Annotated in this window: 9 protein-coding genes and 2 tRNA genes; 10 read left to right on the forward strand and 1 reads right to left on the reverse strand. The window is 61.1% G+C overall.

Features of this window, described 5'->3' with window-relative positions; all coding sequences use genetic code 11:
• Positions 1–372: 372 nt before the first annotated feature.
• A complete protein-coding gene (locus Q5Q88_RS04640) occupies positions 373–2,781 on the forward strand; it encodes a glycoside hydrolase family 3 C-terminal domain-containing protein (RefSeq protein WP_302742033.1) in 2,409 nt (802 codons plus the stop codon).
• Between the two features lie 74 nt (positions 2,782–2,855).
• On the opposite strand, the gene Q5Q88_RS04645 is transcribed toward Q5Q88_RS04640, so the two are convergent.
• Positions 2,856–3,407 carry a bifunctional nuclease family protein gene (locus Q5Q88_RS04645; protein ID WP_118654446.1) on the reverse strand — a complete coding sequence of 184 codons (552 nt, stop codon included), beginning with the start codon at positions 3,405–3,407 and terminating at the stop codon, positions 2,856–2,858.
• A 215-nt stretch (positions 3,408–3,622) separates the two neighbouring features.
• Here Q5Q88_RS04645 and Q5Q88_RS04650 point away from each other — a divergent pair.
• From Q5Q88_RS04650 to Q5Q88_RS04690, 9 genes are all read left to right on the forward strand, one after another.
• Positions 3,623–3,699, forward strand: a tRNA-Ile gene (locus Q5Q88_RS04650).
• A gap of 63 nt (positions 3,700–3,762) precedes the next feature.
• Positions 3,763–3,838, forward strand: a tRNA-Ala gene (locus Q5Q88_RS04655).
• Between the two features lie 57 nt (positions 3,839–3,895).
• Positions 3,896–4,351: a hypothetical protein gene (locus tag Q5Q88_RS04660; RefSeq protein ID WP_118654445.1), complete on the forward strand. Its 456-nt coding sequence runs from the start codon at positions 3,896–3,898 to the stop codon at positions 4,349–4,351.
• Positions 4,352–4,553: 202 nt separating this feature from the next.
• Positions 4,554–6,383, forward strand: coding sequence for a translational GTPase TypA (gene typA, locus Q5Q88_RS04665; RefSeq protein ID WP_118654444.1), 1,830 nt, complete (start codon positions 4,554–4,556; stop codon positions 6,381–6,383).
• Positions 6,384–6,573: 190 nt separating this feature from the next.
• Positions 6,574–7,431 carry a hypothetical protein gene (locus Q5Q88_RS04670; protein ID WP_302742037.1) on the forward strand — a complete coding sequence of 286 codons (858 nt, stop codon included), beginning with the start codon at positions 6,574–6,576 and terminating at the stop codon, positions 7,429–7,431.
• Positions 7,432–7,540: 109 nt separating this feature from the next.
• A complete protein-coding gene (locus Q5Q88_RS04675; protein ID WP_302742039.1) occupies positions 7,541–8,134 on the forward strand; it encodes an iron-sulfur cluster assembly scaffold protein in 594 nt (197 codons plus the stop codon).
• A 221-nt stretch (positions 8,135–8,355) separates the two neighbouring features.
• Positions 8,356–9,081 (forward strand): 4Fe-4S binding protein, encoded by a 726-nt coding sequence (locus Q5Q88_RS04680; protein WP_118654442.1) that lies wholly within the window; start codon positions 8,356–8,358, stop codon positions 9,079–9,081.
• A gap of 12 nt (positions 9,082–9,093) precedes the next feature.
• Positions 9,094–11,340 (forward strand): aldehyde ferredoxin oxidoreductase, encoded by a 2,247-nt coding sequence (locus Q5Q88_RS04685; protein WP_118654441.1) that lies wholly within the window; start codon positions 9,094–9,096, stop codon positions 11,338–11,340.
• Between the two features lie 24 nt (positions 11,341–11,364).
• Complete coding sequence (locus Q5Q88_RS04690; protein WP_302742042.1) at positions 11,365–12,039, forward strand: cytochrome c3 family protein; 675 nt, start codon at positions 11,365–11,367, stop codon at positions 12,037–12,039.
• The last annotated feature ends 91 nt before the right edge of the window (positions 12,040–12,130 follow it).

A 12,130-nucleotide genomic window follows, 5' to 3' on the forward strand; every position in this document is an offset into this window, starting at 1 on the left:
AGGCCCCGTAAAGGGGCCTTTCTGGTGGGTGGCGTGCCCGCCCCCCCCCGCCGAAATGCACAAATGCGGGGATAAAAGGCGAAGGTGGAAGTATAGGAGAAATGCATCAATTCCCTGACCTGCATGTTTTTCATCCTGGGAACCGCATATGCTCTGCAGATCCCGAGATTATCCCCGCATTTGCGTATTTCCGTGCGCCTCGTGGCTCCTGAGGGTGATTTTGCGCACGGACCCGGCATCCCTTCGTGCCTTAAGCGTCGCCAGGGGGCGACGGCCCCGCCCTCCGCGGGAAAGGGTGCGCGCTTTCGCGCCGGGTGTTCATACGTGGGTACAAGGTTTCTGTGGTCGACAGGCGCGGGGGAGGCCGTGGGGATGACGCTCAAAGAAAAAGCGCGGGTGCTGGCCGGCGCATCGCATTGGCGTACGCACGCACTGCGTGCATGCGGCATCGAGTCGCTTGTACTTTCCGACGGTCCGCACGGTCTGCGTAAGCAGGAGGGGAACGCTGACCACCTGGGCATTGCCGAAAGTCGTCAGGCAACATGTTTTCCCACGGCCTCGGCGCTCGCGTGCTCGTTCGACCCCGATCTCGTCCGGCGTGTTGGCGCGGCTATTGGCGAGGAGGCCCGCAGGCAGGGAGTCGACGTAGTCCTCGGGCCGGGGGTGAACATCAAGCGTCACCCACTATGTGGCCGCAATTTTGAGTATTTCAGTGAGGATCCCCTGATATCCGGCGAGTTGGGTGCCGCTATGGTGTGCGGCATCCAAAGCAAAGGAGTCAGCGCATGCCTTAAACATCTGGCTGGCAATAGCCAGGAGCACGCACGCATGGTCTCCGATTCCGTTATCGACGAGCGTACGTTACGCGAGCTGTATCTGGCGCCCTTCGAGCGCGTTATTCGCCGGTCGCATCCATGGAGCGTCATGACGGCGTACAACAAACTTAACGGCGTGTATTGCTCCGAGCACGAGTGGCTTCTGCGGGATGTGCTTCGCGGCGAGTGGGGGTTTGACGGTGTAGTTGTGAGCGACTGGGGAGCCATGAGCTCGAGCGTCTCCTCTGTGCGCGCCGGTCTCGACCTGTGCATGCCCGGCCCCCGCGCTGATCACGCGCGCGCCCTGGTAGAGGCGGTCAACGCCGGAGAGCTGGACGAGCGCCACGTAACGGAGGCGGTCGGTCATATCGCGCATCTCTCATGTAGGGTTGATGAAGGACGCCGCGCCGTTCCCGCGAGTACGCTGCCCGATGAGGAGTTGTATCGATCCCATGCCGACCTTGCCCGGGAGGCCGCCTCGCAAAGCGCGGTGCTCCTTAAAAACGAGGGCGTGCTGCCGCTTGAGACTTCGCAATCGGTGGCGGTGATCGGTGCCTTTGCCCGCATGCCTCGCTACCAAGGTTCGGGCTCATCGCGCATCAATCCAAAGTTCATCGACAATCTGTGGTATCGATTGGAGCAACGGGGTTTTGCCGCGCGCTATGCGGACGGCTACGAACCGATTATGGGCGAGACGAGCGAGCGACTCCTGCGTGATGCGGAGCAGGCCGCAGCGCACGCGGATGTTGCGGTCGTGGTTGCGGGCCTTCCCGCGCGATACGAATCCGAGGGTTTCGATCGCAAACTCATGACCATGCCCAAAGGTCAGGTCGAGCTGATCGAGCGAGTGTGTGCGGTGAATCCGCGGACGGTGGTGGTGCTGCAGGGCGGCGCCCCCATGGAAATGCCCTGGCGCGACAAGCCTGCTGCAATTCTGCTTATGTACCTCTCGGGCTGCCAGGGCGGCGGTGCCGCCGTTGACATCCTTGCGGGTGATGTCAGCCCCAGTGGCAAGCTGGCGGAAACCTGGCCTATCTGTCTGGGAGACACCGCGCTGGGAGTAACGTATCCCGACATGGACCGCGAGGTGTACTATCGCGAAGGGCCATTTGTGGGATACCGATATTACGACGCGGCGAATATCGAACCGGCGTATCCGTTTGGCTTTGGGATGTCGTATACGTCGTTTGCCTACCGCGACCTCGAACTCACGCAGAGGTGCGTGCGCCTAACGGTGGAAAACACCGGAGCGTACCGCGGCGCCGAGGTAGTGCAGCTCTATGTGGCTCCCGCCCCCGGCGTGGTTCCATCGCCCTGCCCGCCGCAGCACCTGATTGCGTTTGAGAAGGTCGTGTTGTCGCCCGGCGAATCCAACCGCATCGAATTCGCTCTTGATGACGAGGCGTTTCGCGTTTGGGACGTGCAAGATCATGCGTGGCGCGTATGGCCCGGCGCATACGAGGTACGCGCCGCCGCCTCGAGCAGAGATGTGCGCCTCTCGGGATGGATCGACGTTCCCGCACCGACGCCCCAAGGCGACGCTGGGGGTGCCACCTCAGTGGCTCCGGCCCTTCCTAACATGTATGCTCAACCTTATCCGGGATGCTTCACATCGTTGGGGGCGATTGCCGCATTTGAGGGCCTTTATAGCTCCCCGCTGCCCGTCCGCCCACCGGTCGTCCCGTTCACCGTCGATTCTACCGTTGAGGACATGGAAGCGAGCTGGCTCGGTCGCCGTATGTTTCGCATCATCGATTGGGTGATGGCAGATCCCACCAGCAAGATGGATCATATACAGCGCACCATGATGAAGGAGATGGCGGCAGACATGCCGCTGCGGTCGCTTACTACCAGCGGTGTACCGCTCGGCGCCGTTGAGGGGTTCGTGAACATGCTGAACGGGCGCTACCTCTCAGGGTTCATGCGGATCATTCGCGCACTCGTCCGCAGCATTCGCGAGAGATGAGGAGACCGCACGACAAAGAAAACGGCCGAACCCGCATCGGGCTCGGCCGCCATGGTTGGGATGATGACCCAATCCTAGAAATCGTCGGGGCTCAGGTTTTTGACAAACTCATCGAAGCGCTCGATTTCCTCTTGCGACGACTGCTCATCGCGCGCGGCTTGGTACGAGATGCTTCCGGCGCGGTTCATGACATCGTCTTCAACGTAAATGGGTGCGTTTGAGCGCGTGGCGAGGGCGAGGGCATCGCTCGGACGGGCATCGAGTTTAATCTCGCGCACGCCATCGCCTTGCTCCGACACCTTGGACTCCGCGGCATTCCCCGTGCACTCAAGTACGATGTCGGCATAAAACACAGGTGCATCCCAACGGTTGATCTCCACGCGTTCCACGCGGGCTCCCAACTCCTTAACGGTGTTGAGCAGCAGGTCGTGTGCTATGGGTCGCGGAGCCGCCTTGTCGGAGTCGATGCCATTGCCAATAGAGGCGGCCTCGTAGGCTCCGGTTTGGATGGACAGCGCTCGCAGGGGCGCATCGGCGGTGGCGCCGTTTTTGCGCTCGCGCAGGACGACGACGGAGGGCACCGGTCCCGAGGCCATGACGATGCTTTCGATATCGACGCGAATCATGCAAACCTCCAGATGTGCACGGCGAGTTGCGGACGGTGAACAGACATAATACCCAAATGTCGCGATGAAGCCAGACTCGATCGCAGTCCGTGTATTTGTTCACATTGGGGCCCTCTGAGCCCGTGGGAAATTCGCCCTCAAAAAGCCGTCCTCAAAAATAATGAAAAAAGGTGTTGACGCGCCTTTGGTGCCTGGGCTATATTAATCCCCGCGTTGGACCTGTAGCTCAGTTGGTCAGAGCGTCCGGCTGATAACCGGGAGGTCACAAGTTCGAACCTTGTCAGGTCCACCACCTCTTTCGCAATAAACACCCCAGCGAGAGCCGAGTCGCCGCTGGGGTGTTTATTACTACAGTGGGGGTTTAGCTCAGCTGGGAGAGCGCGGGCTTTGCAAGCCTGAGGTCAGGGGTTCGATCCCCCTAACCTCCACCATATGAACTGATGGGGCATCGGCATAGTCGGTGCCTTTTTGCTTTTAAGGAGCAGGTCATGGCAGACGAGATGAACGACGTGCAGCAGGACGAGGTTTCCCCCGAGCTCGATTCCATGGTGTGTGATCTGCTCGACGGCTATCTCAATGCACTTGCCGACGGCGAGGATCTCGGTGTGGTCCTCATTGCCGAGGATGCTCGTGCCAATCGCTATCAAGCTTGCTTTACCGAGGATGGCCCCGAGGCGTGCCTGGAGGGTGCCAAGCATTTTGTCGAGTCGAACGCGACGGGCATCCAGTCCGATCACGTTGGCCCGCTCGATCGCTACGCCATCGCCTACGCAGGTGGTGTGGAGCTCGACTGCGAGTTCCAAGATGCCATCGTCGTGAGCTTTTACCAGCGCGGCATGTCCCTGGGCTATTCGGCATATGTACTCTACGAGGGTGCCGGAACTGGTGAGAATTTCCGTTGGTGCGATCCCGAGCCTGCTGGCGAAGAGCCCCCGCTGTTGTAGGCCGTCTGCGCCACATCGCGCGGTGCAGGCGCCCCATTCTTTGTCACACTTATGTGTAGGGCGGCAAAACCGCTGGATACAACAGCTTGTGAGCGTCACAACAGATACAATACCGCCGTGCAAAAACCGATTACCGACTATGTTGGGCGCTTTGCCGGATGAAGGCTTGCGCATCGAAGAGCTAAAGGATAAGGGGAAGCCCATGCGCGTAGATAATCTGCGAGACATCGCCATCATCGCCCACGTCGACCATGGCAAGACCACTCTGTGCGACAAGTTGCTGCGCGCCGCCGGCGCCTTCCGCGCCAACCAGGAGGTGCAAGACCGCGTGCTCGACTCCAACGATCAGGAGCGCGAGCGCGGCATCACCATTCTCGCCAAGAACATCTCCATCGATTACAACGACGTCAAGATCAACATCATCGATACCCCCGGCCACGCCGACTTCGGCGGCGAAGTCGAGCGCGTGCTGCGCATGGCCGATGGCGCGCTGCTGCTCGTCGACGCTTTTGAGGGCCCGATGCCCCAGACCCGCTTTGTGCTGCGCCACGCCATCGACACCGGCCTCTCCATCATGATCGTCATCAACAAGATCGACCGTCCCGGTGCTGATCCCGAGAAGGCATACAACGATTGTCTGGATCTCATGGCCGACCTCGGTGCCACCGACGAGCAGCTTGAGTTCGCCATGGAGCACGTTGTGTACTGCTCGGGCGTAAACGGCTACGCCCGTCTCGACCCCGAGGACGGCAACATGGACATGTATCCGCTCCTCGACATGATCGTGAACGACCTCCCCGCGCCTGAGGTGGACATCGACGGACCGCTCGCCATGCAGTGCGTCACCATCGACCACTCCAACTTCGTTGGCCGCATCGGCATCGGCCGCGTGTACTCCGGCACTATCCACACGGGTGACCAGATTCTCGTCGTGAAGAACGATGGCGAGCGCAAGACGGCTACCGTCAAGCAGCTCTTCACCTTCGACTATCTGGGCCGTACCGAGTGCTCCGAGGTGAGCGCCGGTGACCTGGCGGCTGTGGTTGGCGTGGACAACACCGACATCGGCGACGTGTATACCGATCCCGAGAATCCCGTCGAGCTCGACCCCATCGAGATCGACCCGCCCACTCTGTCCATCGTGTTCGAGGCCTCCACGTCTCCGCTCGTGGGGCGCGACGGCGACATCGTGGGCGCTCGCCAGCTCAAAGAGCGTCTGTTCAACGAGCGCGAGAACAACGTGACCATGCGCATCGAGGAGCTGCCCGATAAGAGCGGCGTTGAGGTGAGCGGTCGTGGCATCCTGCATCTTTCCGTTCTCATGGAGACCATGCGCCGCGAGGGCTACGAGTTCCAAGTTGGTCGCCCGCGCGTTCTGTTCAAGAAGGATGAGAACGGTACCCTGCAGGAGCCCATCGAGCAGGCCGTCGTGGAGTGCCCCGACGAGTACGCCGGCAAGGTTATCGAGATCTTCGGCAACGCCGGTGGCACTATGACCGGCATGGAGACGGGCACGTCCGTCACTCACGTTGAGTTCCGCATCCCCACCCGCGGCATCATGGGTCTCAAGAACCGCATCCTCAACGTCACGCACGGCGAGGGCGTGTTCTACCACACCTTCCTCGAGTATGGCCCGTATGCCGGCGAGATCGGCGGCCGCAAAAACGGCGCCATGATCGCCATGACCACCGAGAAGGCCGTCGCCTACGCTTTGGGTACCCTGCAGGAGCGCGGTTCCCTGTTCGTTGAGCCGGGTACCGAGTGCTACGAGGGCATGCTCGTGGGCGAGCGCAGCCAGCCGGGCGACATGGTCGTGAACATCGCGCGCACCAAGAACCTGGGCAATCAGCGTTCTTCCACCGCTGACATCTCGGTGCAGCTTGTGCCGCCACGCACCTTCTCTTTGGAGGAGGCGCTTGAGTACATCATCGACGACGAGCTGGTCGAGGTCACCCCCAAGAACATTCGCATGCGCAAGCGCCTGCTGAACGCCACCGACCGCAAGAAGGCGGCGAACCGCGCCGTCAAGTAATCGAATAGTGCAATGGTGCAATTGAGGACGTACCCCAATTGCACCATTTTAGGTAGGCTTCGCGCCGGCCTGGCTTCATTCGCACGATAGGGGACGGGGCCGATTCACAGGTATGCTGGTACACTGGCATGCATATGGATCGGTCCCGTCCCTTTTCCATTACATGCGGGGCGGAGTTTTGAGGTGAGTCATGAGCGAGGAATTTGAGCCGGTAGAAGGGTGTGCGGGATGCGTTGCCAACACCGCTGTCGAGGATGCGGTTGCCGTCGAGGCTCCGCACTTCGCGCCGGGTGGATCCGACAGCGCCCCCTCATCCACGCCCAACGATGACGGTGAAAAGGACGATGGAGCCCCTACGCCTGAGGGCCTCGCCGCTATTCACGCCCGTAACGATTGGTTGATTGCAGCGGACCAGGCCCTCTCCGACCTGCGCCATCGGTCGGCGGACGGCAAGCTCACCTCCCCCGAGCGCTGGGTGAAACGCGCGTTCACGCCCGCGGGCGTGGATGCGAAAGCGTTCGCGGACGAGCTGCTCTCCTATATTGAGGAGCATCCGCATGCAGAGGACTCCCCTGCAATCGGCAGGCAGGAAGTGCCTGTGGGGTATGATGATCGTCCCGAGCTCGATGAGCTGGGCCTGGACGATCCTCTACCCGAGCACGACGTGACGGATATCGTGGTGCTGTACGGCAAGTCAGGGGTGTACCTATACTCCAAGCCGATCATGTCCCACAGTTTTGCCCATGCACTGTTCAACACGGCGGAGGGGGATGACCTAGCGACGTTTGCGGATGTGATTCGCATGGAGTCTCGAGTGTATCCGCGGCCTACGGCGGCGTCTGACTTCCTCAACAGCCCTTACTTGTGGTCCGCCTCGAAGGTTGCCGAACTCTACGAGCGCGCGACAGGCGACGACGCGTATGCGGACATTGAGCTCACCACGACCAGCTTGAACGAGTCGTTCTTCTATTCCACGCGCCATCTGAGCCCTGCGCAGGGCAAGGCGTTGGCCGAATGGTACGGCGTGGAGAAGTTCCGCAATCCATAGGAGTTCGAGCCGCCTGCCGTGCCATTGGGCGTGCCATTTAGGCACGCCTCCTCGACATATGTACCAAACGACTACGTCCCCGATTGGGAATGGGAGAAGGGAAACGTTTATGGCAAAGCGCCGTCTGACCGAGGACACACCGTTTTTGCGCACGCCCGACATGTACCAGATCGAGAACGACGCGCCCATCACGGAGTACTCCGAGCGTTCGCTCGACCTCATCGCCGATGCCAAAAACGGCGGCATCCCCGACGGGGCCAACGCGTTTTGCAGCGTGGGCAAGGAGAAACGCGGCACGGTGCAGATGCAGCTGTTCGCGCAGATCGACCCCGAAACCGAGACGTTCATCGAGGTTGGCTTTCGCAGCCACGGCTGCCTCGCGGCCATCGCCTGTGCTACCGCGCTCGCCACGATGTTGCGCGGCAAGACGTTCGAGGAAGCTCTCGCCATAACCAAGGAGGACATCCTTGAGGCGCTCGACGGCCTGCCGAATGGCCGCAAGTACACCCTCACCTACGCCATCGAGGCCGTGCGTGCCATCATCGGCGATTACCTGTTGCGCATCAAGGGATGCAACCTCGCCCAGCTCAACGAGGTTATCAGGTGCGAAAGCATGTGCCCTAACTGCCTGCTCACCGAGAATTGTTCCCTGCGCGACGAGCGTGTGGACCAGGAGCTGCGCGAAGCCGGAGAGATCGAGTAGCGCCACGCGCCGACACGGGCTGGTGTCCAAGTATGGCCGCCCTCCTCATGTACGTAAGAACGATGCTCATTATTCTCTAAATAGAATAATGAGCATCTGCGGCTTAAACGCCTTATTCAGGCATAATTGAACGTGTCTGCATGTGCGCATTTTCGCCGCGCACAGCGCTTCAAGGTTCCGCGGGTGTAGCCTCATCCGTGAAGCAAATAGGGGAGGGAACTATGAAAGAGAACACCGCCATGGAGCAGGTCGGCTCCGGTGCGGATCGTCTCGACTCCTTCTTTACCCGTCGTGGGTTTGTGAAGGTGTCGGGCGCGTTCGTGGCTGGCATGGTGGCGCTGGGGTTGCTCCCGGATTCCGCCGCCGCGGCCCCCACGAGCTCAAAGGGCGAGGTCGATTACTACGCGACCCCGGCCCACGTGCTCAAGGTCAACCGTGCTCGCTGCACCGGTTGCCAGCGCTGCGAGATGATGTGCACCCTGCAAAACGATGGTGCATCTCAGCCCGCCGCCGCCCGCATCCACGTGCACGACGGCTTCAACTTCGGCTCCGACTGGGAGTCCTTCGACGGCATTTACTATTCCTGCGAGTGGCAGATCCGCGCCTGCCACATGTGCACAACCGCTCTTTGCCAGACGTCGTGCCCGCATGGGGCCATCATCACCATGGAGAACGGCACGCGCACCGTCGACCCCGACAAGTGTGTGGGCTGCGGTACCTGCGTCGCCGCCTGCCCGTGGCACATGCCCGTGGTGAACACCGAGACCCACAAGTCCACCAAGTGCATCGCCTGCGGCCGTTGCGCCGACCAGTGCCCCAACGGCGCTCTCGAGCTCATCAAGTGGGAGAACGTGAACCACTCCTCCGGTCCCACCCGTTCCGAGATCAAGTGGCCCTACGTCAGCGAGGTCCAGGACTTCGTCGGCGGCGGCAAGATCGCCCAGTAAAGGAGAAGCGCAATGGCTGAAACCTCTTACGGTTGGGCTGGCTGGATCGCCCGCGTCAACCTTACGAGCGGAGATATCACCGAAGAGTCCGATGTCGAGATGCAGAAGGACTACATCGGCGGTATGGGCTTCGCGAACAAGATCATGTACGACGAGGTCGGCCCCGAGGTCGATTGGATGGACGAGGAGAACAAGGCCGTTCTCGCCGTCGGTCCCTTGACCGGTTCCGGTGTGCCGTTGGCGGGCCGCTCCACCTGGGCGTCCCTGTCCACGTTCACGACTGACCATCTCGTGGTCGACATGCACTGTGGCGGTCAGCTCGGTGCCATGCTCAAGTACTCGGGCCACGACGGCCTGATTATCGAGGGCAAGTCCGACAAGCCCGTTTACATTTTCATTGACGACGACAAGATCTCGATTGAGGACGCCTCCGCCCTGTGGGGCAAGGGCACGCGCGAGACTACTGAGGCCCTGTGCAAGAAGCATGGTGCCGAGTGCTGCGTCGCAGCTATCGGCCCCGCCGGCGAGAACCTGCTGCCTTACGCCTGTGTGATGAATACCCGTTCCCACTCCGCCGGTGCCGGCCTGGGAGCCGTCTTTGGCGTCAAGAATCTCAAGGCCGTCGTTATCCGCGGCACCAAGGCGGTGCACGTGGCCGACCCGCAGATGGTCGCCGACCTTTCCGACTACATGATCGCCCAGGTCATCGGCTCCAACAACAACCACGTCGTCCCGAGCACCCAGCAGTCTTGGGCTGAGTACTACGACGCCGGTTCCCGTTGGACCGCCAAGAAGGGCCTTTATTGGGCTGCCGCCGAAGGTGGTCCCATCGAGACTGGCGAGCCCAAGCCGTTTGAGCCCAACACCATGGGATACCGCTGCATGAAGTCCACCAAGGACATGGGCCCCGCCGCCGAGAAGTACACGGTCAAGATGGCCGGCTGCCACGGCTGCCCCGTTCGTTGCTACGCACAGGTGCACGTGCCGTTCGTCCAGGAGAAGACCGGTTACGAGTCCCAGGGCAACACCTGCGTGCCCAACTTCCCCTTCACGGCCTATATGCAGTCCTTCCTCAAGGCCGAGGGGATCTACGAAGAGGATGGCAAGACCCTGACCGACCTCTCCGTGAACTACAACATGCTTATCTCCGCCACGGTCGATGACCTTGGCCTGTGGTGCAACTATGCCCAGCTCTACCGCGACTTGGCCTACACCTACTCCGCGGGCATCCTCGAGAAGCACGTTCCCGCCGAGCAGATGGCCGAGTACAACTTCGACGCGATTCTCCATGGCGGCGATCCCTCCAGCTTTGTGAAGATCCTGCTGGACATCGCTTCCAACGATACGGAGAACAAGCCGATCTCCTGGCTCGGCCACGGTCCCATCGTGTGGACCAAGGAGTGGGGCTGCGAGGATTGGTTCGACAACGCCAAGTCCGCGCTCATTAACTACCGCGGTTGGCCGGTCCACCACTCCATCGAGTGCTTCGGCCAGACTGGCGGTCTGTACAACATGATGTTCAACCGCGATGACATGATCCACTCCGCCGTCAACTTCCAGGGCTGCGGTCTGCCGCAGGAGCTCAAGGAGGAGATGGCTGCCGAGATGTGGGGCGAGGGCGCTATCGACGCCACCAAGGATTACACCCCCATGAACGAGGCTAAAGCCGAGTTCGCCTGGTGGAGCATCGTCACCGACGTTCTGCACGACTCCCTCGTCCTGTGCAACTGGGTATGGCCGATGGCCATGGCCCCCGCCAAGGAGCGCAGCTATCGCGGCGACCTGGACCTCGAAGCCCAGTTCTACACCGCGGTCACCGGCCAGAAAGTCACCATTGACGACCTGTACAAGGCTGGTGAGCGTATCATGACGCTCCAGCGCGCCAACACCGTGCGCGGCATGAAGGACAAGGACGGCAACGTGGGCTGCAACGACATGCGCAATGTCCATGATGTCATTACCGAGTGGGTCTTCGAGAAGGATCCGGATATCGAGCCCTTCACCCCTGGCACCGACAAGATGGAGCGCAAGGACTGGAAGAAAGCCCTTACCATGCTCTATAAGCGCTTTGGCTGGGACGAAAAGCTCGGCTGCCCCACCAAGGAGTGCCTGAACGACCTTGGCATGAGCGATATCGCCGAGGATCTTGAGTCGCGCGGTCTGTTGACCGAGGGTGGCACCTCGTACGACAAGCGCACGCGCACGTACGACCATATTCTTGAGAAGTACTGCGGCGACAACCCGGCGCTGTCTGCGTAGACCGTCTGATCTAGAGGAGCAAGTATGGCTGATGAGATCAAGGAGACGAGCGCGGCCGAGGCCACGCCCGGGACTCCCAAGAAGAAGCGCGATTGGAAGGGCAAGCGCCTGCCCATCGTGATTGCCGTCGTGGTGGCGGCGACCGTTCTCGGCGTTGCCGGCTGGGCCTGGCGTGCTACCCCCGGTTACTGCGACGCTCTGTGCCACAGCACCATGGGCAAGTATTACGACACGTTCGAGAATCAGGCCGATTCTTTGGCGTATGCCCACAAGGCCGTTGTGAATGGAAAGTGCCTTGACTGCCATGAGAACACCCTGGGCACCTCTGCCCGCATGGTGCAGTCCCAGCTGACCGGCGATCACGATACGCCGCTCGCCAAGGTGACCTACACCAATGAGTTCTGCCTGCAGAGCGGTTGCCACGCTGGTGCCGGCATCATGCCCGGCGCGAGCGAGTCTTCCACGAAGGACCTCTCGTTTGATCCGCATAGCGATTACCACGGCGTACAGCAGTGCAATTCCTGCCACCGCATGCACGACCAGAGCGTCTTCACGTGTGCCGGTTGCCACCAGGTTGGTGCCTGGGAGGGCGAAGGTGGCATTCCCGAGGGCTGGAGCAAGGTTGACCTGGGCGACGGCCAGCAGGGTGCCGTGCCGGATGGCTGGACCACTCCATTCCTGTTCGAGGCTTCCGAATAGGGCACTCAACAAGAACGACCGAAAAGGGCGGGCCTTTATGAACTGCGCCCCGAAACTTGGACGCGATAAATCATAACCGCTAAGCGGCCTC

The sequence above is a fragment of the uncultured Collinsella sp. genome, assembly GCF_959026545.1.
Taxonomy (GTDB): Bacteria; Actinomycetota; Coriobacteriia; order Coriobacteriales; family Coriobacteriaceae; genus Collinsella.

Bases quoted from the DNA above. Each gene is read 5' to 3' on its own strand.
- Q5Q88_RS04640 (WP_302742033.1), top strand. From the start codon at position 373: ATGACGCTCAAAGAAAAAGCGCGGGTGCTGGCCGGCGCATCGCATTGG.
- typA (WP_118654444.1), top strand. From the start codon at position 4,554: ATGCGCGTAGATAATCTGCGAGACATCGCCATCATCGCCCACGTCGAC.
- Q5Q88_RS04675 (WP_302742039.1), top strand. From the start codon at position 7,541: ATGGCAAAGCGCCGTCTGACCGAGGACACACCGTTTTTGCGCACGCCC.
- Q5Q88_RS04660 (WP_118654445.1), top strand. From the start codon at position 3,896: ATGGCAGACGAGATGAACGACGTGCAGCAGGACGAGGTTTCCCCCGAG.
- Q5Q88_RS04645 (WP_118654446.1), bottom strand. From the start codon at position 3,407: ATGATTCGCGTCGATATCGAAAGCATCGTCATGGCCTCGGGACCGGTG.
- Q5Q88_RS04690 (WP_302742042.1), top strand. From the start codon at position 11,365: ATGGCTGATGAGATCAAGGAGACGAGCGCGGCCGAGGCCACGCCCGGG.
- Q5Q88_RS04685 (WP_118654441.1), top strand. From the start codon at position 9,094: ATGGCTGAAACCTCTTACGGTTGGGCTGGCTGGATCGCCCGCGTCAAC.
- Q5Q88_RS04670 (WP_302742037.1), top strand. From the start codon at position 6,574: ATGAGCGAGGAATTTGAGCCGGTAGAAGGGTGTGCGGGATGCGTTGCC.
- Q5Q88_RS04680 (WP_118654442.1), top strand. From the start codon at position 8,356: ATGAAAGAGAACACCGCCATGGAGCAGGTCGGCTCCGGTGCGGATCGT.